The 25,598-nt window shown below is 62.3% G+C and carries 24 protein-coding genes; 3 read left to right on the top strand and 21 right to left on the bottom strand.

What is annotated here, in order from left to right; all coding sequences use genetic code 11:
- Positions 1 to 169 precede the first annotated feature (169 nt).
- From BMX94_RS00545 to rpsP, 18 genes are all read right to left on the bottom strand, one after another.
- A complete protein-coding gene (locus BMX94_RS00545; RefSeq protein ID WP_091002368.1) occupies positions 170 to 1,150 on the bottom strand; it encodes a tyrosine recombinase XerC in 981 nt (326 codons plus the stop codon).
- Entirely contained in the window at positions 1,147 to 2,490 is a 1,344-nt protein-coding gene (gene trmFO / locus BMX94_RS00550; protein WP_091002370.1) for a methylenetetrahydrofolate--tRNA-(uracil(54)-C(5))-methyltransferase (FADH(2)-oxidizing) TrmFO, read from the bottom strand. Before trmFO ends, BMX94_RS00545 begins: the two co-directional genes overlap by 4 nt.
- Positions 2,474 to 3,439 (bottom strand): DNA-processing protein DprA, encoded by a 966-nt coding sequence (locus tag BMX94_RS00555; RefSeq protein WP_091002372.1) that lies wholly within the window; start codon positions 3,437 to 3,439, stop codon positions 2,474 to 2,476. Before BMX94_RS00555 ends, trmFO begins: the two co-directional genes overlap by 17 nt.
- A complete protein-coding gene (locus tag BMX94_RS00560; protein WP_091002374.1) occupies positions 3,436 to 4,941 on the bottom strand; it encodes a YifB family Mg chelatase-like AAA ATPase in 1,506 nt (501 codons plus the stop codon). The genes BMX94_RS00555 and BMX94_RS00560 overlap by 4 nt, the downstream gene beginning before the upstream one ends.
- Positions 4,941 to 5,555, bottom strand: a complete 615-nt coding sequence (locus tag BMX94_RS00565) for a YraN family protein (RefSeq protein ID WP_091002376.1) — start codon at positions 5,553 to 5,555, stop codon at positions 4,941 to 4,943. The genes BMX94_RS00560 and BMX94_RS00565 overlap by 1 nt, the downstream gene beginning before the upstream one ends.
- Before the next feature lie 231 nt (positions 5,556 to 5,786).
- Positions 5,787 to 6,569: a ribonuclease HII gene (gene rnhB / locus BMX94_RS00570; RefSeq protein WP_091002378.1), complete on the bottom strand. Its 783-nt coding sequence runs from the start codon at positions 6,567 to 6,569 to the stop codon at positions 5,787 to 5,789.
- A 113-nt stretch (positions 6,570 to 6,682) separates the two neighbouring features.
- Positions 6,683 to 7,024, bottom strand: a complete 342-nt coding sequence (rplS, locus tag BMX94_RS00575; RefSeq protein WP_091002380.1) for a 50S ribosomal protein L19 — start codon at positions 7,022 to 7,024, stop codon at positions 6,683 to 6,685.
- A gap of 150 nt (positions 7,025 to 7,174) precedes the next feature.
- Positions 7,175 to 8,209 carry a DUF6273 domain-containing protein gene (locus BMX94_RS00580; protein WP_143052230.1) on the bottom strand — a complete coding sequence of 345 codons (1,035 nt, stop codon included), beginning with the start codon at positions 8,207 to 8,209 and terminating at the stop codon, positions 7,175 to 7,177.
- Positions 8,210 to 8,278: 69 nt separating this feature from the next.
- Positions 8,279 to 9,340, bottom strand: coding sequence for a deoxyguanosinetriphosphate triphosphohydrolase (locus tag BMX94_RS00585; protein WP_091002384.1), 1,062 nt, complete (start codon positions 9,338 to 9,340; stop codon positions 8,279 to 8,281).
- A 93-nt stretch (positions 9,341 to 9,433) separates the two neighbouring features.
- Positions 9,434 to 12,193: a pyruvate, phosphate dikinase gene (ppdK, locus tag BMX94_RS00590; protein WP_091002386.1), complete on the bottom strand. Its 2,760-nt coding sequence runs from the start codon at positions 12,191 to 12,193 to the stop codon at positions 9,434 to 9,436.
- Between the two features lie 221 nt (positions 12,194 to 12,414).
- Positions 12,415 to 12,819, bottom strand: coding sequence for a kinase/pyrophosphorylase (locus tag BMX94_RS00595; RefSeq protein WP_091002388.1), 405 nt, complete (start codon positions 12,817 to 12,819; stop codon positions 12,415 to 12,417).
- 63 nt (positions 12,820 to 12,882) lie between these two features.
- Complete coding sequence (gene glyS / locus BMX94_RS00600; protein WP_091002389.1) at positions 12,883 to 14,979, bottom strand: glycine--tRNA ligase subunit beta; 2,097 nt, start codon at positions 14,977 to 14,979, stop codon at positions 12,883 to 12,885.
- Positions 14,980 to 15,891: a glycine--tRNA ligase subunit alpha gene (locus BMX94_RS00605; RefSeq protein WP_091002391.1), complete on the bottom strand. Its 912-nt coding sequence runs from the start codon at positions 15,889 to 15,891 to the stop codon at positions 14,980 to 14,982.
- A 38-nt stretch (positions 15,892 to 15,929) separates the two neighbouring features.
- Positions 15,930 to 16,493: a signal peptidase I gene (gene lepB, locus BMX94_RS00610; protein ID WP_091002393.1), complete on the bottom strand. Its 564-nt coding sequence runs from the start codon at positions 16,491 to 16,493 to the stop codon at positions 15,930 to 15,932.
- Between the two features lies 1 nt (position 16,494).
- A complete protein-coding gene (gene trmD, locus BMX94_RS00615) occupies positions 16,495 to 17,271 on the bottom strand; it encodes a tRNA (guanosine(37)-N1)-methyltransferase TrmD (RefSeq protein WP_091002395.1) in 777 nt (258 codons plus the stop codon).
- Positions 17,268 to 17,792: a ribosome maturation factor RimM gene (locus tag BMX94_RS00620; RefSeq protein ID WP_091002397.1), complete on the bottom strand. Its 525-nt coding sequence runs from the start codon at positions 17,790 to 17,792 to the stop codon at positions 17,268 to 17,270. Before BMX94_RS00620 ends, trmD begins: the two co-directional genes overlap by 4 nt.
- A gap of 6 nt (positions 17,793 to 17,798) precedes the next feature.
- Positions 17,799 to 18,086, bottom strand: coding sequence for a KH domain-containing protein (locus BMX94_RS00625; protein WP_032111817.1), 288 nt, complete (start codon positions 18,084 to 18,086; stop codon positions 17,799 to 17,801).
- Between the two features lie 10 nt (positions 18,087 to 18,096).
- Positions 18,097 to 18,432, bottom strand: a complete 336-nt coding sequence (rpsP, locus tag BMX94_RS00630) for a 30S ribosomal protein S16 (RefSeq protein WP_091002399.1) — start codon at positions 18,430 to 18,432, stop codon at positions 18,097 to 18,099.
- 218 nt (positions 18,433 to 18,650) lie between these two features.
- Here rpsP and BMX94_RS00635 point away from each other — a divergent pair, with 218 nt between their 5' ends.
- The 3 genes from BMX94_RS00635 to dinB are packed head-to-tail and all read left to right on the top strand — an operon-like array spanning position 18,651 to position 21,858.
- Positions 18,651 to 19,328, top strand: a complete 678-nt coding sequence (locus BMX94_RS00635; RefSeq protein WP_091002401.1) for a response regulator transcription factor — start codon at positions 18,651 to 18,653, stop codon at positions 19,326 to 19,328.
- A gap of 36 nt (positions 19,329 to 19,364) precedes the next feature.
- The gene (locus BMX94_RS00640; protein WP_091002403.1) at positions 19,365 to 20,585 is read left to right on the top strand and encodes a sensor histidine kinase; all 1,221 of its coding nucleotides are present in this window, start codon (positions 19,365 to 19,367) and stop codon (positions 20,583 to 20,585) included.
- 7 nt (positions 20,586 to 20,592) lie between these two features.
- On the top strand, positions 20,593 to 21,858 hold the full coding sequence (gene dinB / locus BMX94_RS00645) for a DNA polymerase IV (RefSeq protein WP_091002405.1): 1,266 nt from the start codon (positions 20,593 to 20,595) through the stop codon (positions 21,856 to 21,858).
- A 61-nt stretch (positions 21,859 to 21,919) separates the two neighbouring features.
- On the opposite strand, the gene BMX94_RS00650 is transcribed toward dinB, so the two are convergent.
- The 3 genes from BMX94_RS00650 to BMX94_RS00660 are packed head-to-tail and all read right to left on the bottom strand — an operon-like array spanning position 21,920 to position 25,501.
- Positions 21,920 to 22,915 (bottom strand): ABC transporter permease, encoded by a 996-nt coding sequence (locus BMX94_RS00650; protein WP_091002407.1) that lies wholly within the window; start codon positions 22,913 to 22,915, stop codon positions 21,920 to 21,922.
- Positions 22,908 to 23,996 (bottom strand): ABC transporter permease, encoded by a 1,089-nt coding sequence (locus BMX94_RS00655; RefSeq protein ID WP_091002409.1) that lies wholly within the window; start codon positions 23,994 to 23,996, stop codon positions 22,908 to 22,910. The genes BMX94_RS00650 and BMX94_RS00655 overlap by 8 nt, the downstream gene beginning before the upstream one ends.
- Positions 23,993 to 25,501, bottom strand: coding sequence for an ABC transporter ATP-binding protein (locus tag BMX94_RS00660; RefSeq protein ID WP_218138428.1), 1,509 nt, complete (start codon positions 25,499 to 25,501; stop codon positions 23,993 to 23,995). The genes BMX94_RS00655 and BMX94_RS00660 overlap by 4 nt, the downstream gene beginning before the upstream one ends.
- Between the last annotated feature and the right edge of the window lie 97 nt (positions 25,502 to 25,598).

Below are 25,598 nucleotides of genomic sequence, written 5' to 3' on the forward strand. Positions count from 1 at the left end.
GGCACCACGGCCTTCAAGTCGTCACGCGTGTGTGATGTTGCCGCCTGGTAGCGGCATGCTGAGCATCTGCACAGCGATTGAAGAGTATAGCAGGTAAAAGAGGAGGCGGGCAAGCAGCGCGAAAGTCCTGCTCACGTTCACCGTTTCACCTTGAAGTGGCCCTACGACCTTACTGCGCCCTGGGATGTGCCTGGCGCGCCGCGTCTTTGAGCCTCTCGACGGAGAGGTGCGTGTAGACCTGTGTGGTCGAGAGGCTCTCGTGGCCCAGGAGCTCCTGTACGCTTCTGAGGTCGGCTCCTCCCGAAACGAGCTCCGTGGCATAGGTGTGGCGCATGGCGTGCGGCGTGAGCGTAGGGTCAATCCTTGCGAGGCGAACATGAGTCTCGAAGACGGTACGAAGGGCGGCGGCGCTCATACGACGCCCCCGAGTGGAGAGGAAGAGCGCGCCATCCAGGCCCTCCCCCTCTCCCCCCTTGCCTTTAGACGCAAGCTTAGGGCGAGCCTCGTCGAGATATCGCCTCACCCACTCCAGTGCCACCTCATAGAGGGGAACAATCCGCTCCTTTGAGCCCTTTCCAAAGAGCGTTGCCTGGCACCTGCCAAAGTCGACCGAGCTCACGTCAAGACGCGAGACTTCGGAGATACGGGCGCCGGAGGCATAGAGAAACTCCAGGAACGCACGGTCCCGTATTCCAGTTGGCTCGGTCGTATCGCACGTGGCAAGAAGCTTCTGCACGTCCTCGTCAGACATGGTCTTGGGGAGACGGCGAGGGCCCTTGGGTGTAGCCAGTGCGGCCGCGGGATCCACCGAGCAAATCCCCTCACGAAGCATCCATCCATAGAAGTCACGGACTGCCGAGAGCCGACGATCAACCGTTCGCACCGTGTAGCCCGAACGCCCGAGGTCAGCGAGAAAGCCACGCAGTTCCCGGTGGGTTGCCCGCAGGGGATCCACGTGCATGCGCTCGGCCCACGAGGCAAAAGACGCCAGGTCTGCCCGATAGGCCCTCACGGTGTTCTCGGAAAGCCCACGGACTTGCCCGAGATACGCGAGAAAGGCGCGGCGCTCGTCAGGCAGCACGTGCGAGCCAAGGGGGGCAGCGGCCTTCGAGTGCGATAAGCCCTTCTCGCCTTCACGCCGCACGCTCATGAGACGGATTCCTGCCCCGCTATTGGAAAGAGGTCCCGCCTCTCCCCCACAAACGAGGCCATGTCGGCTCGGGCGCGCTCCGCCATGCGACGGCGCCGATCATCCTTCCTTCTTGGGGCGTCCTCCAGCGGCGGGACAAGACCAAAGTTCACGTGCATGGGCTGGTACCCCACAGTTGCCGGATTGGTCGCATAGGCGACAAGCGATCCCAACGCACCGGTCTGCGGAAGCTCCGGGTATGGGAGGTCGGCGAGCTCCGCATAGGTGTTGAGGGCGGCGAGAAGCCCAGACGCAATGGCCTCGACGTAGCCCTCGGTGCCTGTTATCTGACCCGCGAGACGAACTTGGGTACCGGGGATGGCAAACGTAGCGTCGAGCGCGTGCGGCGAGTCCACAAACGAGTTCCTGTGCATGACGCCGTAGCGGAGATAATCAGCCTCAGCAAGGCCGGGGATCATCCTGAAGACGCGTCGTTGCTCGGGCCACGTGAGGTTGGTCTGGAAACCCACAAGGTTGTAAGCAGTACGTCGGGCATTCTCGGCACGCAGCTGCACCGCCGCCCAAGGTCGCCGGCCCGTCCTTGGGTCGGTAAGGCCCACGGGCTTGAGTGCCCCAAAGCGAATCGAGTCATGCCCCGTGCGGGCCACTTCCTCGATGGGCTGGCAGGCACAGAAGAGGTCCGCCTGCTCGAAGTCGCGCGATATGACGCGCTCGGCAGAGAGGAGCGCGTCCATGAAGGCATCGTACTCATCGCGCTCCATGGGACAATTGAGGTAGTCACCCGCAGCGTTCTCCTCGTAACGAGATTGCGAGAAGGCGATGGAGCGGTCGATGCTCTCGGCTGAGACTATTGGTGCCGCGGCGTCGAAGAACGACATGGACCCTTCGCCCACGGCCTTTGAGATTGCCTGAAAGAGCGCGTCCGAGCAGAGCGGTCCGGCGGCGATAACGGCGGGACCATCCGGTATCTGCGTGACTTCCTCGTGAATAACGTCGACAAGCGGGTGCGACGAGACCGCCTCGGTCACGGCGCTCGAGAACCTCTCCCGATCGACGGCTAACGCACCTCCGGCAGGCACGGAGCAATCTCGGGCGATAGACAGAAGGTGGCAACCCATGGTATCGAGCTCCCATTTGAGGACGCCGGCCGCCGTCTCTGGCTTGGTGGACTTGAGGGAGTTAGAACACACGAGCTCGGCGAAGCGGTCGGTATGATGCGCAGGTGACATACGCACGGGCCTCTGCTCGTGGAGTCGAACCCTCACGCCCCTGTCGGCAAGCTGCAGCGCGCACTCGCTTCCCGCAAGGCCCGCTCCCACCACGTCAACTGTCTGCTGCATGCTCCTCCTTCTGTCCCGCAGGGGACGCCTTGGTCCCAGTCAGACCATTGTGCGACAAATAGAACGCGCTCGTGGGCGCATATCTCCCGTCCGCAAGCTTGGTAACCACACCGGCCGCCTCGTAGTCGGAGAGCGCACTCAGGACGGTGATGATGCTCTCGCCCAAGCGGGCAGCGAGGTCATCCGCCCGAGAGGGAGACGCGACAAGCGCAGAGAGCACCCGTCCGAGATCCTCGCGCCGCCCCGGGGCATCCGTGAATCGAAGCCTCCCATAGTCCAGGGATATGGCAGCCTCGAGCGAGGCCTCGTCGCAGATGACGCGCGCGCCCTCGGAGATGAGCCAGTTGGTTCCCGTAGAAAGCGGTGAGAAGATCGACCCCGGGATGCCGTAGACCTTGCGTCCGAGCTCCACAGCAACGTCCGCCGTGCTCATGGTACCCGAATGCATCCCTGCCTCTGTCACGAACAGACACGCTGACAGCGCCGCGATGATGGCGTTTCTCTTGGGGAAGGCATAGCGCCGAGGCGGAGACCCCCACCGCTCGAGGGAGACAACCGCTCCGCCTGTCGCGACTGCACCAGCAAAGACATCTGCCGAGCTCGCTGGGTAGACCATGTCGGCACCACACCCCGAGACAACGACCGTTTTTCCACCTGCCTCGAGTGCGGCGCGTCCCGCGGCACAGTCGCACCCCATGGCTCCTCCAGATACCACAACGATGCCGCTCTCGGCGGCCACCCTCCCAGCCATCTCCGCCACGGCAACTCCGTAGGGACTCGCCTTTCGCGCCCCGACGATCGAGAGGCAAGGCCCCTGGAGCACCTCGGGGTCTCCCCTCCCGTAGAGTATTTCGGGGACTGGATCAAGGTCGTCAAGCGCAGGCGGAAACGCCTCCTCTCCCCGCCTCAACTCCCAGCGCTCTCCCTCACGCGCGGCTCCGCCTCTCATAGCTGCCTCCTCGATCGGTATTGAAGGGCCTCCCCTACGTCATCGCGTGACACAAGCTCGTGGCCACCCATGTCAGCAATGGTTCGTGCGACGCGTCCCACACGCGCTATTGCGCGCCCGCCCAGGGCAAGTCTTTCCGCTGAATCCTCGAAGAATGCGCGAGCGCTCGGCTCGAAGCCAAGCCTCGCCACGCCACGCACCCCGCTGCCATAGCGAGCCTCGTCACGCGCCTCGCGCCAGGAGGAGAACTCCCGCGCTGCCAAGACCTGCTCGAGCATCTCGGAAGAGCCCGCACCCTCCGAGCCCCTAATGACATCTGTCGAGGCGGGTCTGTGGACGTCAACCACAACGTCTATGCGATCCATGAGTGGACCCCCTATGCGTCCCTGGTAGGCAGCCACGCGGGCAGGTGGGCAGGTGCACTCGTGAGCGTCGTCGCCCAGGTGTCCGCAAGGACAGGGGTTGGCCGCAGCCACCAGCTGAAAATCGCACGGAAAGACGTACACGCCATCGACCCGCACGATTCTCACCTCATGGTCCTCAAGGGGCTGGCGCAGAGACTGCAAGGCATTTGTCGCGAACTCGGGGAGCTCGTCTAGGAAGAGGACCCCTCCATGGGCAAGTGACACCTCTCCAGGCATGACCGGCCTGCCTCCCCCAACAAGGCCGCCTACGGAAATCGAGTGGTGGGGTGCACGAAACGGCCGCTCTCCTCGCTCGAGAGGACCTATGGGCTGTCCCGCCACCGAGTGGATAAGCATTGCCTCGGACCGCTCGGCATCCGTGAGCGGCGGAAGTATTGTGGGCATTCTACGTGCAAGCATGGTCTTGCCCGAACCAGGTGGCCCCACCATGAGCATGCCGTGCCGCCCGGCTGCCGCGATCACCATGGCACGCTTGGGGATGTCCTGGTCGACAACATCTCTGAAGTCGAGTTCACAGGAATCACCCGAATCTGCCTCATCGAGGTCGTGGCCCGTAGTCAGGAGGGGCAGCTCGCCAACGCCAGCCTTTAACCGCGAGATGGAAGAAATGCCATAGGCGCCTGTGGAGAGCGCAAGCGGCAACCGCGTGTTTTCGGAGCAGGCAAGCGAGAGCCCCTCTCGCTCGGCAAGCGCGGCGTACGCAACAGCTCCCCGTGGTGGGCACACGCTCCCGTCAAGGGCAAGCTCGCCCACAAAGAGCAGCTTGGAGAGACCCTCGTGCGGTATCTGACCCGTGGCGGCAAGCACGGCCACGGCTATTGGGAGATCGAATGCGGTACCGGTCTTTCGGATTTCTGCAGGAGCAAGGTTTACGGTCACGTGAAGCCGAGGAATCTTGTAGCCGCATGACTTCATGGCGCAGCGCACCCTTGACCGGGCTTCGAGAACCGAGGTATCTGGCATGCCCACAATGGAGAGTCCCGGAATCCCACCCGAAACGCTTACCTCGACCGTCACCGGCACGGCCTCGACGCCCCTCAGGGTTGCCGTGGGGATGCGCACGTCCGGGCTGCCCATCAGTCGTCCCAGCTATAGGCGCAGATGAGGTGACGGAGCTTTGCGTGGCCATATCCCACCACGTTGATGGCAACCACGTCAAAGCGAACCGAGTCGACCTCGGTATGCTCAACGAGGTACAGGAGGCCCAGCAGACGATAGCGTTCCTGCTTCTTGGGGTCGACGGCAATCTCGGGCACGTAGTCTGCCTCGTCACCCAGGGCAAGCCTTGTCTTCACCTCAACGAGTACCACGCTGTGGCGCATCTCCTCGTCTGGCTCATCCTCGGTGGCAACTATGTCAACCTCACCAGCGCGGCACCGCCAGTTCATTTCGAGAATGCGATAGCCATTCTCGGCAAGAAAATTGGCGGCAAGTCGCTCACCCTCGGCACCAAGCTCCTTTGTCGTGTACTCGTCAAGCGGCTTGCGCTCTGCGTCCTGCCAGTCTGGTCCGAAGCCCACCCCCTCGTCCTCGTCGAAGTCGACGCACAAGGACTCCCTGGGTCCTCCAAACCCCACACCGTACCCGTCGAACTCGTGGCCAAGGTGCCCAAAGCAGAACTCGCTGTGAGGACGTCCACTCTCGACGCCTCGACCCTGTCCACCACGCACGCCAAACGTCGTCTCCTCCATCGCAGTCTCCTCTCTCGCAACCAATCGGGAGAGCGATGATGTCACCACACCCTTGCACGAGGCCGACAGCGCGCGATTACGCGGCTGGCAGACAGCCGACAGTTCAAGAATGCGAGGAGAAGATTAGGCAGCTCGAAGCCATAAGGCAGCAAATGCACCTCACGAGCGTCAAAACCAAAACTGCAGGGGAGAATTTTCCGCAAGAGCAAACCGGCAGCAAAAACCCACTATCTAGAAGAGGGGCGGCGTCTCGAGGAAGTTCCCGCAGAAGGATACGCGGTGGATGGGCGAAAGGCCGTGCTCGCGTATGGCCGCGATGTGCTCAGGCGAGCCGTAACCTTTGCATTCCGCAAGGTGATACTCCGGATACTCCTCGGCAAGCGAGACCATGAGCGCGTCTCTCGTCACCTTGGCAACAATGGAAGCGGCGGCTATGCACGAGACCCGCGCGTCACCCTTCACAAGCGTGACCTCCTTGGGGCTCACGTGCACTGGGTTTCCGTCGATGAGAACGGCATCCGCATCGACCCCGGCATCGTCAATGGCGCGTTTCATGGCCATGCGAAGGGCAACCCCCATTCCCACGGCATCGATGGAGGCGGGTTCCACGTGGGCAATCCCCACGGATATGGCGACGTCTGCAATGCGCGCGGCGAGAACCTCGCGCTGCGCGGGAGTGAGCTGCTTGGAATCGTTGATTCCCCAGATGATTGGCTCGTCAGGAAGCGCCACGGCAGCCACGGTGAGCGGCCCTGCGAGTGCGCCACGGCCCACCTCGTCCACGCCCAGCACAATGCCGGGGCCGCCAAGCTCCCGAGCCTTGGCATACATCGCCAGCACGCGCTCGCGCTCGCTCCTCTCACGCGCCAAGCGCCTCTTGGCAACCTCGCGTGCGTGCTGCACCTGCTTGCGCGGGTCGTCGGCATAGCGCTCCTCCAGGCGGACGAATTCGTCCTCGTCGGCGCAGGCAAAGAGCGCCGCGACCTCGTGTGCCGTTGCCGAAGACCGAGCCATTGAATCCTCCCCATAGGGCGCCCCCACACGCAGAGAATCGGGCGCGCTTTGACTACATAGAGAAGAGGGGCCACCCAAGTGGGCAGCCCCTCCAGACCAAACGATGGTATGCTCTAGCGCTTCTCGGGGATGCGCGCGGCCTTGCCCACGCGATCGCGGAGGTAGTAGAGCTTCGCGCGACGGACATCACCGTGGTGCACGACCTCGAGCTTGGCAATCTTGGGGCTGTGAAGGGGGAACGTACGCTCCACGCCAACACCAAAGCTGATCTTGCGAACGGTGAAGGTCTCGCGAGAACCGGCACCGCTCATGCGGATAACGTCACCCTGGAAGACCTGCTCGCGGGTGCGGTCACCCTCGATGATGCGGTAGTGGACCTTGACGTTGTCGCCAACCAGGACCGTGGGGATGTCCTCACGAATCTGCTGACGCTCGATCGCGCGAATGTAATCCATGCTATTTCCTCGTCTCTAGACCAGAGGTGCCGACGCACATGCGAGCGACACATAGGCTTACACACAAGCGAGAATTATAGAGCACCGCACGGGGCAGGACAAGAACTACATAACTTGATGGAAATGGTATTGGCGCTATCTCTGCGCTCCCTATAGGCAAAAACCCGCAACGACACCTGAGGGGGTGCTTGCATCCCCGACAGAAGACGGATACCCCGTCTCGCTCGCTCGGAAGAAGTACTGGCTGGAGCTGGTGTCGGCATAGTTCAAGGGATACGCGGATCGATACCACCACGGCCGAGCGGACCCACGGTACGTGAGCGCCAGCGCGCCCGATGGCCCGCCGGTCTCCCCCGTCACACCTGCCGCCGAGAAGTACGCGTACTGAGAGCCCTCGGCGTTGAGCACGGCATCCAGTCCGGCCGTATACGAGATCTCCGACGCAAACTCGTCCTCGAACCAGGTGATGTTGCCGCAGACCTCGACTGCTGAGAAGGTCCACAGTCCATCGGCCGTCTGGGTGACCGACGCGACGTCCGAGGTAACCCCCACGTTGTTGGTGGCCTTGGAAACGCTCACGACATGGGAGGCAAGGTCATCCGGAAGGAGCGCCATACCGTCACCTGCAAGCCACGCCCTGAGCGAGGAGGACTCCCACCCGCCCTGGTTGGTGTTAGAGGTTTCCATGGGCTGCTCGGAGAGCATGGACACCATGAGCGTCATGCCCGCAACGCCAGAGCCATCGGCGCGCTGGTCATGCCTGAACCCCACAATGCGCGCGGGCGCCAAGGTGTTGTCATCGAGAACCACCTCGCGTGTCTCGTTGACGGGCACGCCTGCGGCATCTGCCAGGTTGTATTCTTGTGCAATCGCCAGGCCATCGTTGTCCGTCGCGGCAGCGGCAATCTTTGTGGAAATCTGGGAGAGCTCGTCCCAGCTGTAGTCCGAGAAGTCCTTTGGCTCAAGCGCCTGCGCAGCTTCGGCGGCCTGCCCATCGGCGACTTGGCCGCTCTGCTGGGCAGCCTCCCCCGCAAGTCCGGGAGCCACATTCTCTACCAGCGGACGCAGCTTGCCCGTCATGGCAAGCGCGAGCACCCCCACCGCAAACGCAATAAACACGCAGGCAGCGATCAACAGCCCACGCCCCGTGCCCCTGCTCTCCCTGCGGCCATGCTTTGGAGCCATACATCCCCCCTGGTAGCGTTCCAAGACGAGAAAAGCCTACCAGACATACGCGCACACGGTACCTCGTCATCACCTGCCACGCACCATGACGCCCTTCCAAGAGCGGGGCACGGTGAGGTCTTCGAACACGCGCACGGCATAGCGGTCTGTCATGCCAGAAACGTAGTCTGCCACCTGCACGTCGGGATGATTGCCATCGTGCTTGAGGTACTCCTCCGGGACCTCGTCCATGTGGGTCACAAGATGGTCGAAGAGAAGCTCGATCATGCGCGTGGCCTTGGGCTCTTCTTCTTTGGCATCACCTTTGGTGTAGAGCGACTCAAAGAGGAACGAGCGGAGCTCCATCATCGCGTGCCATACGCCATCGGACATGCGGATGTCCCCAGCCTCTGCACTCCCCGCGCAGATGTCGCGCACCATGGCGTCAATGCGCTCGGATGAGCTACCGCCAAGAAGCTCGCGCGGACCCTGTGGCAGGTCGTTCTCCGTGAGAAGGCCAGCGCGCTCGGCGTCATCGATGTCATGACACACATAGGCAATGCGATCCGCGCAGGCAACGACCCTGCCCTCGAGCGTCTGAGCGCGCTGCGACCCAGTGTGGCAGAGGATGCCGTCACGAACCTCCCAGGTGAGGTTGAGCCCACGGCCATCTTTCTCAAGACACTCGACCAGCCTCACGCTCTGCCTGTTATGTCGAAAGAGAGAGCGGCCCTCATCGGACTCCGGGTCGATGCCCCGATAACGGGCCATGGCCCGTGAGAGGGCTCGCTCCCCGCAATGACCAAATGGCGTGTGGCCAAGATCGTGTCCAAGGGCGATGGCCTCGGTGAGGTCCTCGTTCAAACCGAGTGCCCGCGAGATTGTGCGGGCAATCTGAGCAACCTCGAGGGTATGCGTGAGGCGCGTGCGATAGTGGTCGCCTTCGGGGGCCAGAAAGACCTGCGTCTTGTTGGCAAGACGCCTGAAACTCTTGCAGTGAAGGATTCGGTCCCTGTCACGCTGGTAGCAGGGCCTGAGAAAGTCCTCCTCCTCTGGCAGATCCCTGCCCCTTGACTGCGAGCTCTTGGCTGCCTGAGCAGAGAGGAGCTCCTCCTCGCGAGCAATCTGATCCTCCCTGTCGTGAACCCTCATGAGCGCCTCCAACATGCCGGATGCCCTAATAAAGAACAGGGGGAGAGGCACCAGGCCTCTCCCCCAATGTGCTAGACGTACATCAACGCCAAGTTACTTGGCGACCTTGGCAGGACCGCCGTTGGAGTTGATCTTTGCCTGCGCGGCCGCAAGGCGGGCGATGGGCACGCGGTACGGCGAGCAGGAAACGTAGTCGAGGCCAAGGTCATAGTAGACCTGGATGGACTCGGGGTCGCCGCCCGTCTCGCCGCAGACGCCGCAGACGATGTCCGGGTTGGCCTTGTGACCACCCTCGACGCCCATCTGGACAAGCTTGGCAACGCCGGGGTCGACAGTCGCGAACGGATTGCGCTTGACGATCTTCTTGTCAAGGTAGAGCGGCATGAACGCGGACTCTACGTCGTCGCGGGAGAACCCGAGGCAGGTCTGGGTGAGGTCGTTGGTGCCGAAGGAGAAGAAGTCGGCGTGCTTGCCGATCTCGTCGGCGGTGATGGCAGCGCGAGGGAGCTCGATCATGGTGCCGATGGGGATCTCGAGCTTGACGCCCGTCTCCTCCTCGACCTCCTTGAGGGTCTTCTCGACGCCGGCGCGGACGAGCTCGATCTCGGTCTCGAAGGCGACGAGCGGGATCATGATCTCGGGCTTGGGGTCGAAGCCCTCCTTCTTGAGCTCGGCAGCGGCACCAGCGATGGCGCGGACCTGCATGACGTTGAGCTCGGGATAGACGATGCCCAGGCGGCAGCCGCGAAGGCCGAGCATGGGGTTGGCCTCCTGGAAGGAGTCGAGCTTGGCGAGCAGGGCGCGCTTCTCGGTGCAGTCCTTGCCGGCGCACTCCTCCTTGGTGATCTCCACCTCAAGGTCGCGGGGGTTGTCGAGGAACTCGTGCAGAGGGGGATCGAGCAGGCGAACGATGACGGTCTTGCCGTCCATGGCCTTGAACATGCCAAGGAAGTCGCCCTTCTGGGCCTCGCCCAGCTTCTTGAGGGAATCCTGCTTGACGTCGTCGGACTCGGCGAGGATGAAGTTCTGGATGAGCTGCTTGCGCTCGCCCAGGAACATGTGCTCGGTGCGGTCGAGGCCAATGCCCTCGGCGCCGTTGTCGGCAGAGAGCTGCGCGTCGGCAGGGTTGTCAGCGTTGGCGCGAACGCCGATCACGCGGCCGCGTGCGGGGTCCTTGCGGACGTCGTCGGCCCAGTCGAGGATGGTCTCGAGGTCGCCGCCGAGCTGCGGACGAACCAGGGGCACCTCGCCCAGGATGACGTCACCCGTGGTGCCGTCGATGGAGATGATGTCGCCCTCGTGAAGGACAACGTCGGTGCCGGCAACCTTGCACTCCTTGTTGGGAGCGTCGATGTGGAGCGCCTCGACGCCGCAGACGCAGGGAGCGCCCATGCCACGGGCAATGACGGCCGCGTGGGACGTCTTTCCGCCGTGGGACGTGAGGATGCCCTCGGCCGCGACCATGCCCTTGAGGTCATCGGGCGTGGTCTCCCAGCGCACGAGAATGGAGGGCTTGCCGGCCTCCTTGAAGGCCTCGGCGTCAGCGGACGAGAACACCACGGCACCGGTGGCGGCACCGGGGGAGGCGTTCAGGCCCTTGGCGAGGACCTCGTACTTGGCCTTGGGGTCGAACTGCGGGTGCAGGAGCTGGTCGAGCTGCTCGGGGGCAACGCGCATGACGGCGGTCTCCCTGGAGATGCGGCCCTCCTCGTACATCTGGATGGCAACCTTGAGCGCGGAGAGCGCGGTGCGCTTGCCAACGCGGGTCTGGAGCATCCAGAGCTTGCCCTCCTGAATGGTGAACTCGAGGTCCATCATGTCAGCGTAGTGGTCCTCGAGGATCTCGAAGACGTGGTAGAGCTCCTTGCCAGCCTCCTCGAGGCCCGGGGTCTTGGGCAGGTCGGAGATGGGCTCGGTGTTGCGGATGCCGGCCACGACGTCCTCGCCCTGTGCGTTCACCAGGAAGTCGCCGTAGCGCTCGTTGGTGCCGTCGGCGGGGTTGCGCGTGAACGCGACGCCAGTAGCCGAGGTGTCGCCCATGTTGCCAAAGACCATGCACTGCACGTTGACGGCGGTGCCCAGGTCGTCGGGGATCTTGTTCTGCTTGCGGTAGAGAATTGCGCGCGGCGTGTTCCAAGATCCAAAGACAGCCTGCTCGGCAAGACGAAGCTGGAGGTACGGGTCATGCGGGAACACGGGCTTGCCGTCGACAACGACCTCGGGGTACTTCTCGGGGTCAACGTTGTCGGCGAAGATCTGCTTGAAGGTGACGACGAGGTCCTTGAGGTCGTCGGCGTTGAGCTCGGTGTCGAGCTTCACGCCGCGCTCGGCCTTCTTGGCGTTGATGGCGTCCTCGAAGAGCTGACCGTCGACGCCCATGACAACGTCCGAGAACATCTGGACAAAGCGACGGTAGGAGTCGTAGCCAAAGCGGGGGTTGCCGGTCTTCTTAATGAGACCCTGGACGGAGTCGTCGTTGAGGCCGAGGTTCAGGACGGTGTCCATCATGCCTGGCATGGAGAAGGGGGCACCAGAGCGAACAGAGACGAGCAGCGGGTCGTCCTTGTCGCCGAGCTTCTTGCCCATGCGCTTCTCGAGGTCCTTGCGGTAGACGTCAATCTCGTCGAGGACGCCGTCAGGCCAGACATTGCCAGCGGACGAGTAAGCGACGCAGGTCTGGCAGGTGATGGAGAATCCCGGAGGAACGGGAAGGCCAATGTTGGCCATCTCCGCCAGGTTGGCGCCCTTGCCGCCGGTAATCCACTTCGCCTCGTCGACGGTAGCACCGGCAACTTCGGTCACGTTGTTGCCGTTCTCGTCCTTTCCGAAGCGGTACACGTGCTTCTCAGACATTTCACTCCCCTGTTCGAACAACCTGACACGCCTTTCGGCGCGCACTCACATCGCGGACCCAGGTTCAGGTCACCGCAACGCCCAATTCTAGACAGGCCCATTTTCGGGAGATGCCAAAATCAAGCCGTAACCGGTGGACGGAAAAATACTCCGGCGAACGAAACAAAAATGGGGCCAGACGCAAGTCTGGCCCCCTGAACGGGCACATATGTACCTACAAGTTACTCCTGCGATGCCGGATGCTCGGAGAAAGTGGCACCAATGGCGTGGCTCGGCTCCTCGCCCGTGAGCGTCGAGATGACGGTGACGGCAGGGCCAAGCAGGTCGATAGAGGGGATGCCCCTCCTGTCAAGCTCGCGGCGAATCTCGCGGCGAAGCTGACCGTTTGCGAAGGTGTGGAATACTGCGCTCGGCCTGTCCGGGTCGAAGTTCTTGTCGAAGTAGTCTCGGACCTGCTCGACGCTCTCTACGCCAGATACACGGATGATCTCGACGGAGCCATCGCCGAACTGAGCAGCAGCAGCCTCCACAACGGCCTTTGCGGTCTCGCCGCGCGCGTCAGAGAGCACGTAGATGGCAGGGACAACGTGGCCGAAGACATCATCGTCCAGATCAAGTTTCCTCATAGTCTATCCTCCCAAGTGACCCAATCGTGCGGGGACGTTGCAGCAAGTGTAACCGCTCTTACCCTACTTTCGCTTCGAAAGTGCACCAATATCGGCGACGTCACCAAAGACGCCTGCGAAACGGTTGAGAAGTCGAAGACGGTTGTCCCTCACCGCCGGATCGGGGTCCATCACGAGGACGTCGGTGAAGAATCGATCGATGGGGCCACGGAGGCCCGCCAGAGCCTCGCAGGCGGCGTCGAAGTCACCGGCAGCGAGGGCAGCCGAAACGGCCTTCTCGCCCTCCTCGCAGGCGGCGAGAAGCGACTTCTCGGCATCACCGAGAACGCCGGCGTCAACCGTGGTGCCGAGCGAAGCGTTAGCGAGGTGAGCTGCGCGGGCATACGCCGTCGCAAGGTCCTCGAAGAGCTCCGGGCTCTCGGAGCGCGCACGGTCAAGAGCCGCGGCGCGGCGGATGAACTCCTCAGGGTCGATGACACCAACGGCACCCACGGCCTCAATGGCATCGGGCGCGATTCCCTCGTCCTTGGCGATGGCCGCAAGGCGACCCTGGAAGAAGGAGGCAACGGACGAGGCGACCGCATCGGCATCAAACTCGATGCCCTGCGCAGCATAGGACGCAAGCGCAAGCTCGATGAGCGGACGCAGGTGCACTGCGGGAAGCGTGCGCAGCATGGCAATCACGCCGATGGCCGCGCGACGCACGGCGAAGGGGTCTGAGGAGCCAGTGGGCGGCTCGTCGATAGCGAAGATGCCGCACACGGTGTCGAGCTTGTCCGCGATTGCCACGCACTTACCAACGAGGCCAGACGGGAGCTCATCGCCGGCAAAACGGGGACGATAGTGCTCGCGGATGGCGTCGCAGACTTCCTGGGGCTCCCCGGCAGCCTTGGCGTAGTAGCCGCCCATGACGCCCTGCTGGTTGGTGAACTCTACCACGGCTTGGCTGACAAGGTCGGCCTTTGCAAGGTGCGCAGCTCGCTTGGCAAGGTCGCAGGTGCGCTCGTCAGCACCCGCAGCCTTTGCCACGGCCTCGGCAAGCACCTCCATACGCGTGACCTTCTGGCGAACGGTGCCGAGCTTCTCCTGGAACACGACGGTGCCAAGGCGCTCGACAAACTCGTCCATGGGGACCTTCAGGTCCTCCTCATAGAAGAACTTGGCGTCGTCGAGGCGGGCGCGCACGACGCGCTCGTTGCCGTCGACAACGGTCGCGGAGACCTTGGGATCTGCATTTGAGACCACGACGAACTCGCGCGTAAGGTTGCCCTCGGCGTCATAGACGGGGAAGTAGCGCTGGTTGGAGAGCATTGACTCGCAGATGATCTCATGCGGTACCTTGAGGAACTCCTCGTCGAAGGTGCCCACCAAAACCGTGGGCCACTCGCAGAGGTTCACGACCTCGTCAAGCGTGCGCTTGGGGGTGTCGACGTGGCAGCCGGGACGCTCGGCCTCGACCTTGCGAACGCCGTCGAGGATGGCGGCACGGCGCTCGTCCTCGAGCAAAACGCCATTCTCGCGCAGCACGTCGGCATAGACTGCGGGGCTCTCGACCTTGTGGTCACCGGCGCCGAGGACACGATGCCCACGCGTGGTGCCAGCGCTCGTGACGTCGGCGTACCTCACGGGCACGACGTCAGAACCGAGAAGAGCGCAGATCCAGCGGATGGGACGCACGAAGGTCTGGTGCTCGGAACCCCAGCGCTGACTCCTGTAGTTGGGCCATTCGATAGAGCCAATGACCTGCTCGGAAAGGGCAGAGAGGATGGGCGTGGCGGGACGGGCGTCCACGTGCTTCTCGGCAAAGACGTACTCGCGACCATCGGAATCGACGCGGCGCGCAAGCTGGGAGGCTTCGACGCCAAACTTGCGGGCAAATCCCTGGGCGGCCTTGGTGGGGGCGCCATCGGCGTCAAAGGCGATACTGGCGGCCGGCCCACGCTTGACCTCGTTGAGCTCCTCGGTGGCGAGAGCCACGTCATGGACGTAGGCCACGAGCCTTCTCGGCGACTGATGGGTCTCGACCTTGCCATGCGCAAGGCCGGCTTCGTCCAGCCCCTTGCGCACCAGCTCGCCGAGCTGCACAACCGCATGGTTGAGCGGAGCGGACGGCATCTCCTCGCAGCCAATCTCGAGCAGGAAGTCCCTTGTCTCTGCCATCTAGGCCACCTCCCCCTTCTTGGTTGCGGCATCCTTCTTGCCAGCGACCTCGGCGAGGTAGGCCTCGCAGCAGTCCTTGGCGACGGTGCGGACGCGCAGGATGTAGTTGGCACGCTCCGTGGCGGAGATGGCACCGCGGGAGTCGAGCAGGTTGAACGCATGACTGCACTTCATGACGCAGTCATAGGCGGGAAGCGGCAGGTGGGCGTCGAGGCAGGAATGGCACTCTGCCTCATACTCGTCGAACTTCTCGCGCATGAGGTCAACGTTGGCGACCTCGAAGTTGTACGCAGAGAACTCGCGCTCGTTCTCGAGGAAGACGTCGCCGTAGGTCATGGGGGTGCCATCTGGCAGGTAGCTCCAGACAATGTCGTAGACCGAGTTCACTCCCTGGGCGTACATGGCAATGCGCTCGAGGCCATAGGTAATCTCGACCGGGACGGGGTCTACCTCGATGCCGCCGACCTGCTGGAAGTAGGTGAACTGCGTGACCTCCATGCCGTCCATCCACACCTCCCAGCCAAGGCCCCAGGCGCCCAGCGTGGGGCTCTCCCAGTCGTCCTCGACGAAGCGGACGTCGTGCTCAGCGGGATCCAGGCCAATTGCGGCGAGCGAGCCCAGGTAGAGGTCCTGGGAATCCACCGGAGAGGGCTTGAGGAGCACCTGGAACTGGTAGTAGTGCTGCAGGCGGTTGGGGTTCTCTCCATAGCGGCCGTCAGCGGGACGACGGCAGGGCTGCGGATAGCAGGTACGCCAGGCGGCCGGCCCAAGCGAGCGCAGGAGGGTGGCCGTGTGGAACGTTCCCGCACCCACCTCAGAGTCGTAAGGCTGCATCACAGTGCAGCCCTTGTCGGCCCAGTAGTGCTCGAGGGCAAGAATCATGTCTTGGAACGTTAGCGGACTTTCGCTCATTTCCGTCCTTCCTCCGGGAGGAGACGCCAACGCGGCCGCTAGAGGGCCTTTACGTCGGAAATCGGCCAATAGATGCAGAGTATCTTCGACGTCACCGAGCTCACCCTCACCGGGCCAAAGTAGCGCGAGTCGAGGGAGTTGGTACGGTTGTCGCCCATGACCCAGATGTATCCGTCTGGGATGGTGTACGGGTAGCTAATCCCCGCCGAGCCAGCCTGGTCCGAGAGCGAGTAGCTGGGTTTGCCCAGGGTGTAGGAGGACTCATCGAGCTGGACGCCATCCACGTAGACGCTGCCGTCACGCAGGTCGACGGTCTGGCCAGCAACTGCAATGACGCGCTTCACGAGCGTGGTGCCGGGCTCGCGCGGGCTCTCGAACGTCACGACATCACCCGCCTTGGGAGACTCCCAGTTAAGGGTGACCTTCTCGCCTAGAAGCAGGTCACCCTCCTGAATGGTCTCGAGCATGGAGCCCGAGGGGACCTCATAGACTCCCACCACAAAGGTGCGAAGGAGCAGCGCGACGCCAAGTGCCACGAGGATGGTAACGACGACGTCGAGAATGCCGCCCTTCTTATCCTTTGCTGCCTTGCCCTTGGCCATGCTATTCGCCTTCCGTTGCAGAACACCCGTTGCCAGCCGACCCTCCGCGGCTCTCCCCCATCACCTGGCGAGCGAACTCCCACTCCTCGTCGGAGAGATGAGCCCCGTCAAGCAGGTCGGGACGCCAGAGAGCGGTGCGCTCGATGGCGCTTCTCCTGCGCCATGCGTTCACCGCGCCGTGGTCACCGGAGAGAAGGACCTCCGGCACACGTAGCCCATCATAGTCCGCCGGCCGTGTGTACTGTGCGTACTCCAGAAGGCCATCCGAGAAAGACTCGTCGCGCGCACTCATCTCGTCCCCAAGCGCACCAGGAAGGAGACGAACCACGGCATCGATAACGACAAGCGCGGGGAGCTCGCCGCCGGTAAGGACGTAATCTCCCAGGGAGAGGACATCGTCCGCAAGACCGTAGACGCGCTCGTCCATACCCTCGTAGCGACCACAGACAAAGAGCAGCCGCTCCTCGCGAGAAAGACGCTCTGCCACGGTCTCGTCAAAGCGATGCCCGCAAGGCGAGAAGAACACCACATGCGGGGCGCACGCTCCGCGCTGTGAGATGTCGCGGACGGCTTCGAAGATGGGGGCTGGCTTCATGAGCATGCCCTGCCCTCCCCCAAAGGGGGCGTCGTCAACCGTGCGGTGCCGGTCGTGCGTCCAGTCACGAAGGTCGTACGCCTCGAACGAGAAGATGCCCTTCGCCTGGGCACGACCCATAATCGATGCGTCGAGGTAAGACGAGAAGACGCCTGGGAATACCGAGAGTGTCTCGACAATCACTGGTCCCCACCCCCGTCGATCAGCCCAGCGGGCACGCAGACAGCGATGGGACCATCGTCCGGTACCCCAGCGACCACGTCTTCCACGACGGGCAGGAGGACCTCGCCGAACGGACCCTCAACAACCCAGACATCATTGGCGGGCCCGACCATGACCTCCTCGATCGTGCCGAGGTAGCCGAGGCTCTTGTCACAAACCTCGCGACCAAAGAGCGCCTCAGCGTCGTGGAGCGCCACATCATCAGGCAGGTCCTTCTCGCGGGCAAGAAGGTAGCGGCCGCGAAGACCGTCTGCCTGGTCGATACCCGTTACGCCCGAGAGCGAGACCAGCTGCCCGCGAGCGCCCTCGGTGACATGCGTGACCATGAAGGACCTTGGCCCCTTGAGACGAGGAGGCACCACGAAGACCTCGAGGCCCTCGCGAACAAGAGGGGGAAGGCCGTGAACGGCAACCGTCACGACCTCCCCCGTTCTACCGTGCGACTTCTCGACACGGGCTATGACTCTATAGCGATCCCGCAAGGTTGCCTAGCCTACGACCTCGACCTCGACAGAGGTCCCCACGCGCTGGCCAAGGGCACGCGCGAGGGTGCGGATTGCTTTTATCGTGCGGCCCTTACGGCCAATCACGCGGCCGGCATCCTCCTCGGCACACGTGACCTCGATGAGGGAGCCCTCGTCGCTATCGGTGACGTCAAGCGAGACTGCGCCCTCATCATCGACAAGCCCGCAGACGATGTACTCGACAAGGTCTGCCACCTTGTCGGAGGGCATCTCCTGCTCCTCGTCGACCTCGTCGTTAATGGTGTCTTCCATAGAGGTGCCCCTACTCGGCAGCAGCCTCAGCAGCCTCCTCGGCCGCCTTGGCAGCCTTGGCAGCGGCCTTCTTGGAGATCTTGGTCTTCTTCTCGACGACGGGCTGGCCGTTGCGGACAACGTCGATGAGGTGGGAGACGGAGTTGGTGGGCTGGGCGCCCTTGGAGACCCAGGCGTCAACCTTCTCGAGGTCAATCTCGATGGTCTTGGGGTTGGTCAGGGGGTTGTAACGGCCCACCTGCTCAATGTAACGGCCATCGCGAGGCATGTGGCTGTCAGCGACGACAATGCGATAGTACGGACGCTTCTTGGCACCGTGACGGGCCAGACGAATCTTAACTGCCAATGAAAACTCCTCCATACGAGCGGTGCCCTGGTGTAGTGTCATGGCTGCACCGCATAGCCACATAGCAACTAGACATTCTACGCCCACGCGGCATATGCGCAAGTTGCAGATTTTGTGAACCGTGCCGTTATGCACTGCATCATCTTTGCGTTTAAGTGGGATTTAAGACTCACAACGTACGATTGTGCTGGGAAGACGCAATTAAAGGAGGAACTCTCATGAACGTACTCGTTGTCGAAGACGAGCGAAACCTCGCCGACGCCATTGTCCGTATTCTCTCCGACGCAGGCTACAACGCCGAGGCCGTCTATGATGGCACGTCCGGCCTCACGAGCGCAAAGAGTGGCCTCTATGATGCCATCGTGCTCGACGTGATGCTTCCGGGCATAAACGGCTATGACGTGGTCCACGAGCTGCGCCACGCCAACATCTCGACCCCCGTGCTCATGCTTACGGCGCTCAACTCCACCGAGGACAAGGTCGAGGGCCTTGACTCTGGCGCTGATGACTACATGACGAAGCCCTTCGAGGCCCAGGAGCTTCTCGCCCGCCTGCGCGCCATCACCCGCCGCAAGGGCGAAGTCATGATCGACGAGATCAAGTTTGCCGACCTGACCCTCGACCTCACCACGCACGACCTCTCGTGCGGCGAGAAGAAGATTCACCTCTCCGGCAAGGAGTTCGAGCTCATGCGCATGCTCATGAGCGCATCCTCACGCGTGATCTCTAAGCAGGACCTTCTCACGAGAGTCTGGGGCGCCGACGCCGAGGCCTCCGAGAACTCCGTCGAGGCCTACATCTCGTTCCTGCGTAAGAAGCTCGCCCACGTTGGCTCCAAGGTCCAGATCACAACGCTCAGGATGCTTGGCTACAGGCTGGAGCTCTTCGAGGACTAGCGGCAGGCTGAGGACCTTTTTTGGGAGGTGCCCCGGATGCTGCAAAAGCTTCGCAGGGAGTTTGTCGTCATTACCATGTCCCTTGTCGGGTTGGTTCTTGTGGTTGCCCTTGGTTCCGCGCTCGTGAGCAGCTACATGAACCAATCCAATATGGTGTACTCGGCCTTGACCCACGGACTCACGGGGGACCTCGACTTCAAGCCGCACTTTGGGGACCAGGACGATGGGCATGGCCCCAACTGGCTCACGCTCTCTGCCGACGTGTCGGAAGACGGCACCATCATCGCGAAGAGCTCCTACTACATAGACCCTGATGTTCTCACCCAGATAATCGCCGAGGTGCTTTCCTCGAGCGAGGACTCAGGGCACGATGCGGCCCTGCATCTCTCGTGGATGCGCATGCAGAATGAAACGGGCTGGCGAATATCTATTGTAGACACCCAGTACGTCGATGCCGCGCTTGCGCGGCAGACCGTGACAGACGTCGTGATTGTCCTCGCGGCTATGGCGGCGCTCTTTGTCATTGTTTGGATTCTCTCATCGTGGATCATGAAGCCCATCCAGAAGTCATGGGATTCTCAGCGCCGCTTTGTGTCCGACGCGTCGCACGAGCTCAAGACTCCCCTTGCCGTCATTCTTGCCAACACGCAGATTCTTCTCGACGACAAGCACGTGCCACCAGACACGCGCGCGTGGATCGAGAGCACCAACGACGAGGCCACCCACATGAAGGCGCTCGTTGAGGACCTGCTTACTCTTGCCCGCACCGACGAGGCCCAGGCGGACGGGGCAAAGCGCGTCCTTGCCATGGAAGACGTAGACCTCTCCGAGCTGGTAGACGAGTGCGCAATCGAGTTCGATGGCGTGGCGTACGAGCGCGGATGTTCCATCGAGAGCGACATAGCGCCAGGGATCCACATCCAGGCTGACCGCACCCAGCTCGCACGAGCGGTGCGCACTCTTGTAGACAACGCGACCAAGTACGCCACAAAGGGGACGGTTGTCCGCGTGCGACTCACAAAGCCGGACAAGCACGCAGTGCTGACCGTGAACAACGCGAGTGCCCCCATGGACCCCGATGACCTCGAGCACATCTTCGACCGCTTCTATCGCTCCGACAAGGCACGCAGCCGCGAGGAGACCGGAGGCTTTGGGCTGGGGCTTGCCATCTGCAAGGGCATCATTGACGCCCACGGTGGCTCCATCTGTGCAAAGAGCACCGCCGAGGAGGGCACCACCTTCACCGTCACCCTATAATCGGGGCATGGCAGATAACGCGCATGACATCCTCGAGTGGGACGGTCCGGCTATCGGTCTTCTCGACCTCGACGCATTCTTCGCGTCGGTCGAGCAGCTCGACCATCCCGAATGGCGGGGGCTCCCTGTAATCGTAGGAGGCTCCGCCGATCATAGAGGCGTTGTCTCCACGGCTTCATACGAGGCGAGGCGCTACGGGGTCCACTCCGCCATGCCGTCGGCACAGGCCAGAAGGCTCTGTCCCCAGGCCATCTGGACGCAGGGGAACTTCGCGCGCTACCGCGAGATGAGTTCCGCCGTCATGGACATACTCCTGGCCGAGACGCCGCTTGTGGAACAGGTCTCGATCGACGAGGCCTTCTTCGACGTGACTCCCGGGCGCTTCTCGCGCGAGAATCCCATCGAGATATGCCGTCGCGTGCAGACCCGTGTGGCGGCGCTTGGGGTGAGCTGCTCCATTGGCCTCGGCGTCAACAAGACCGTCGCGAAGATTGCCTCCGAGAGAGACAAGCCGCGCGGCCTTACGGTTGTCTTCCCGGGGACCCAGGCATCGTTTCTGGCACCACTTCCCGTAGGCGCCATGAGCGGCGTGGGACCCGCAACCGAGAAGCGGCTTGCCACCATGGGAATCCACACGCTGGGCGATTTGGCGCGGGCAAGCACCAGCGAGCTGAGGGCAGCGCTTGGCGTAACTGGCCCACGGCTGGTTGAGCGCGCCGCCGGCCTCGAGACGAGTCACGTGACGGAGCGCGCCATGCCCGAGGAGGTCAAGTCCGTCTCGAACGAGAGGACCTTCGACCACGACCTCACCCGCGGCGACGAGGTGCGCGCGGCGGTGCTCCACATAGCTGCCATGACGGGGAGAAGGCTGCGGCGCAAGGGGCTCGAGGGAAGCACCGTGACCCTCAAACTGCGCTATGCCGACCTCCACGTGCGCACGGCACAGCGGCAGCTCCCCTCGCCCACCAACGACGAGCACGTCTTTGGCCCCGTTGCCGTAGACCTGCTGCGTGGCCTCTGGCACGAGGGAACCCCCGTGCGCCTGGTTGGCGTTGGGATTTCCGACTTCTCGGACGGGCGCGGCCAGCAGATGGGCCTCTTCGACGAGGTGACTGAAGACAGCGGAAGCCACCACCGTGACCAGGCATCTCTCGCAAAGCTCACCGACGCCCTGCGTGACCGCTTTGGCGACGACGCCGTGAGCTATGGGCGGGACCTGCGATTCCGCGACCACACCACGGGCACAGCCCCCATGGGCAAGAACGACGCGTAGCGCCGGGCAGCCCAAACGAAAATCGAGGGGCTCCCCTGCGAAAGCCCCTCGTATCCGTAGACTAGCGGTCTTCTCGGAAGTACGGCAGGCCAAGGCTTTCCGGTGGTTGGCTCTCGCGCTTGTTGCGCATGCTCGTGAAGACGAGCACCACGATGGTCACCACATAGGGAAGCATCTTGTACAGCTCCTTGACCGCAAGGTCCGTACCTGTGGGGATGAAGAGGTAGAGGATGTAGAGGCCACCAAAGAGGATTGACGCAAAAATGCTCACGTTGGGGCGCCAGATAGTGAAGATGACCAGCGCAATGGCCAGCCAGCCACGGTCGCCAAATGCATCGTTCGACCAGACGCCGTTGGCGTAGTCCATCACGTAATAGAGGCCTCCAAGCCCAGCTATCATGCAGCCAAGGCAGGTGGCTGTGAACTTGTAGCGCGTGATGTCGATGCCGGCCGCGTCAGCGGTGGCCGGGTCCTCGCCCACCGCACGGAGCTGCAAGCCAACCCGAGTATGGCCAAGCACGTGTGACGACACCAGCGCTATGGCGATGGCTACGTAGGCAAGAAAGCCAAACGAGAGAAGCATCTGGCCAAATACGCCAAGCGAATCCGCAAAGGGAAGCGTGGTCCTGAAGAGGCCAGACGTGGTAGAGAGGGCAATCGAGGGAACGTCGGCGCCGGCGAGCTTGATGAGCGAGCCGCCAAAGAAGTTGCCAAAGCCAACGCCAAAGGTCGTCATGGCAAGGCCTGTGACGTTTTGGTTCGCGCGCAGGGTGACGGTGAGGAAGCAGTAGAGAAGCCCCATCAGGAGCGACCCCACGAGGCAGCACGCCATAGGAATCAAGATGCCAAGCGCGGCGTTCATCTGGGTTGGGTCCTCGAAGCTATGTTCATAAAGAAACGAGCCAATGACGCCGCAGATGCCCCCAACGTACATGACGCCAGGAATGCCAAGGTTGAGGTTACCGGACTTCTCGGTGATGATCTCGCCTGTGCTGCCGTAGAGAAGCGGGATGCTCTGGGCAATGGCCCGAGGGATGAACGCGACCAGATCAAGCATCTGTCTTCTCGACCTCCTCCGTCTTCCTGGTGAAGTTGACCTTATAGGTGATGAAGAACTCGCTGCCAATGATGAAGAACAGGATGATGCCCGTGAGGATGTCGGCAAAGCTCTGGTTGAGGGTGTAGATGGTCGAAATCTCACTGGCGCCGCGCTCCATGAAAACCAGGAGGAACGAGCTGGCGATCATCGAGAACGGATTGAACTTGGCGAGCCAGGCGACCATGACACCCGTGAAACCACGGCTGTTCGCAATGGTGGTGGTGAGGGTGTGATCCGTTCCGCCAACCAAAAGCAACCCAGCAAAGCCGCAAATGGCGCCCGAGAGCAGCATGGTGCGTATGATGACCTTGGGAACGTTGATGCCTACGTAGCGAGCGGTGTTGGTTGACTCCCCCACCACCGAGATCTCGTAGCCGTGCTTGGTGTACTTGAGGTAGACATACATCAAGATAGTAATGATGGCCACTAGGATGACATTGAGCAGGTACTTGTAGCTGCCAATTTGAGGAAGCCAACCGGCCTCGGTGGACTGGTTGATGATGCCGATCTTGCCCGAGCCCTTTGGCACCTCCCACACGATGATGAAGTAGGCAACAAGCTGCATTGCCACGTAGTTCATCATGAGTGTGAACAGGGTTTCGTTTGTATTCCACTTCGCCTTGAAGAGAGCGGGAATGAGTCCCCACACGGCTCCGGCGACAACGGCGGACACAACCATGCAGAGGATGAGCAGGGCATTGGGAACCTTGTCACCAAGAACAATCATGCACGCCGCCGTGGCAAGGGCGCCCATGAGTACCTGCCCCTCACCGCCCAGGTTCCAAAACTTCATCTTGAAGGCGGGTGTTAGGGCAAGCGAGACGCACAGGAGAATGGCGATCTCCTGCAGCAGAATCCAGACCTTGCGTGCAGACCCAAAGGTGCCATTGAAGAACGTCACGTAAACGTCGATGGGGTTGAGCCCGGTTAAGATCGTGGTAATGACGCCGCAGATCACCAGCGCCAGAATGACCGAGAGCAGCCGGATGGCCATTGCCTGAGGGAGGGGCATCTCCTTTCGTTTCGTGATGTGTATCATGCCGCCTCGCCTCCCTTGAGCTTCGTCATCATGAGGCCGACTTCGTTCTTGGTGGTTGACTTCGCGTCAACGATGCCGCTGACCTTGCCGCCGCACAGGACCAAGATCTTGTCGCACAGCTCGAGAAGGACGTCGAGGTCCTCACCTGCGTACACCACGGCCACGCCAGCCTGCTTTTGCCTGTTGATGAGGTCGTAGATGAGGTAGGAGGAGTTGACGTCCAGGCCGCGCACGGCATAGGCGCAGAGAAGCACGCTTGGCGAGGAAGAGATCTCGCGTCCCACCAGGACCTTCTGGACGTTTCCTCCCGAGAGCCGGCGCACGGCGGTATCGACCCCCGGTGTGTCGACCTCAAGCTCGGCGACGACCTTCTCGGCAAGCTCGCGTGGGGCCTTGCGGTCCGCAAAGATGGACGTACCGTCGCGGAAGGAGCGCAGCAACATGTTGTCGGTGATGCTCATGCTGCCCACAAGCCCCATGCCCAGTCGGTCCTCCGGGACAAACGAGAGGGCCACGCCCATCCTGGAGATCTGGTAGGGGTCCTTGCCCGTAAGCTCCAGGGCCTTCCCGTCATTGCCAAGGTACTCAATGCTGCCAGACTCGACGGCCTGGAGACCCGCGATTGCCTCGAGCAGCTCCTTCTGGCCGCTGTTCGAGATGCCCGCAATGCCTAGCACCTCTCCGCCGTAGGCCGAGAAGGAAACGTCATCGAGCTTCAGGACGCCCTCGGCATCCCTCACGCTGAGCCCCTTCACGCGGATGCGCTCTGTAGGGTCCACGGGCGCGGGCCGCTCGATGTTAAGCGTCACCTGGTGGCCCACCATCATGTTGGTCATCTGCTGCGCAGAGGACTCGGCCGTAATCATCTCGCCTGCGTTTTTGCCCTTACGGAGCACCACCACGCGGTCGCTTATCTCCTCGACCTCATGGAGCTTGTGCGTGATGATGACGATGGCCTTGCCGTCGTTGCGCATGTTGCGAAGGACGGCGAAGAGTCTCTCGGTCTCTTGCGGGGTGAGCACGGCGGTCGGCTCGTCCAGGATCAAGATGTCGGCGCCGCGATAGATGAGCTTGACGATCTCGACGGTCTGCTTCTGAGACACGCTCATCTCGTAGACCTTCTGGTCAGGGTCAACGTCAAAGCCATACGTGTCACAGATGTCTCTTATCTTGCTTGCAGCTGCCTTGAGGTCGAACGCACCCCCGTCGTTCAGGCCAAGAACGATATTCTCGGTGGCCGAGAACACGTTCACAAGCCGGAAGTGCTGGTGGACCATGCCAATGCCATGCTCGAAGGCATCCTTGGGGGAAGCAATGGTAGCAGGCGTACCCTGAATCTCGATTTGCCCCGCATCCGGGAAGTAGATGCCAGAGAGCATGTTCATGAGCGTGGTCTTGCCACTTCCGTTCTCACCGAGAAGCGCCAGGATCTCGCCTCCATAGATGTCGAGGTCAACGTCGCTGTTTGCCTTGACTTGACCAAAGGACTTGCTGATGTGTCTCATCCGCACGGCTGGTTGCTTTTTTGCCACGGGATTTCCCATCACTCGAAGGTGTTGACCGCGTCAAAGAGGGACGGCCTCCGATACTGTCGGAGGCCGT

It is taken from the genome of Olsenella sp. KH3B4 (genome assembly GCA_900111695.1).
Classification (GTDB): Bacteria; Actinomycetota; Coriobacteriia; order Coriobacteriales; family Atopobiaceae; genus Tractidigestivibacter.

Bases quoted from the DNA above. Each gene is read 5' to 3' on its own strand.
- BMX94_RS00545 (WP_091002368.1), bottom strand. From the start codon at position 1,150: ATGAGCGTGCGGCGTGAAGGCGAGAAGGGCTTATCGCACTCGAAGGCC.
- trmFO (WP_091002370.1), bottom strand. From the start codon at position 2,490: ATGCAGCAGACAGTTGACGTGGTGGGAGCGGGCCTTGCGGGAAGCGAG.
- BMX94_RS00555 (WP_091002372.1), bottom strand. From the start codon at position 3,439: ATGAGAGGCGGAGCCGCGCGTGAGGGAGAGCGCTGGGAGTTGAGGCGG.
- BMX94_RS00560 (WP_091002374.1), bottom strand. From the start codon at position 4,941: ATGGGCAGCCCGGACGTGCGCATCCCCACGGCAACCCTGAGGGGCGTC.
- BMX94_RS00565 (WP_091002376.1), bottom strand. From the start codon at position 5,555: ATGGAGGAGACGACGTTTGGCGTGCGTGGTGGACAGGGTCGAGGCGTC.
- rnhB (WP_091002378.1), bottom strand. From the start codon at position 6,569: ATGGCTCGGTCTTCGGCAACGGCACACGAGGTCGCGGCGCTCTTTGCC.
- rplS (WP_091002380.1), bottom strand. From the start codon at position 7,024: ATGGATTACATTCGCGCGATCGAGCGTCAGCAGATTCGTGAGGACATC.
- BMX94_RS00580 (WP_143052230.1), bottom strand. From the start codon at position 8,209: ATGGCTCCAAAGCATGGCCGCAGGGAGAGCAGGGGCACGGGGCGTGGG.
- BMX94_RS00585 (WP_091002384.1), bottom strand. From the start codon at position 9,340: ATGAGGGTTCACGACAGGGAGGATCAGATTGCTCGCGAGGAGGAGCTC.
- ppdK (WP_091002386.1), bottom strand. From the start codon at position 12,193: ATGTCTGAGAAGCACGTGTACCGCTTCGGAAAGGACGAGAACGGCAAC.
- BMX94_RS00595 (WP_091002388.1), bottom strand. From the start codon at position 12,819: ATGAGGAAACTTGATCTGGACGATGATGTCTTCGGCCACGTTGTCCCT.
- glyS (WP_091002389.1), bottom strand. From the start codon at position 14,979: ATGGCAGAGACAAGGGACTTCCTGCTCGAGATTGGCTGCGAGGAGATG.
- BMX94_RS00605 (WP_091002391.1), bottom strand. From the start codon at position 15,891: ATGAGCGAAAGTCCGCTAACGTTCCAAGACATGATTCTTGCCCTCGAG.
- lepB (WP_091002393.1), bottom strand. From the start codon at position 16,493: ATGGCCAAGGGCAAGGCAGCAAAGGATAAGAAGGGCGGCATTCTCGAC.
- BMX94_RS00625 (WP_032111817.1), bottom strand. From the start codon at position 18,086: ATGGAAGACACCATTAACGACGAGGTCGACGAGGAGCAGGAGATGCCC.
- BMX94_RS00635 (WP_091002401.1), top strand. From the start codon at position 18,651: ATGAACGTACTCGTTGTCGAAGACGAGCGAAACCTCGCCGACGCCATT.
- BMX94_RS00640 (WP_091002403.1), top strand. From the start codon at position 19,365: ATGCTGCAAAAGCTTCGCAGGGAGTTTGTCGTCATTACCATGTCCCTT.
- dinB (WP_091002405.1), top strand. From the start codon at position 20,593: ATGGCAGATAACGCGCATGACATCCTCGAGTGGGACGGTCCGGCTATC.
- BMX94_RS00650 (WP_091002407.1), bottom strand. From the start codon at position 22,915: ATGCTTGATCTGGTCGCGTTCATCCCTCGGGCCATTGCCCAGAGCATC.
- BMX94_RS00655 (WP_091002409.1), bottom strand. From the start codon at position 23,996: ATGATACACATCACGAAACGAAAGGAGATGCCCCTCCCTCAGGCAATG.
- BMX94_RS00660 (WP_218138428.1), bottom strand. From the start codon at position 25,501: ATGAGACACATCAGCAAGTCCTTTGGTCAAGTCAAGGCAAACAGCGAC.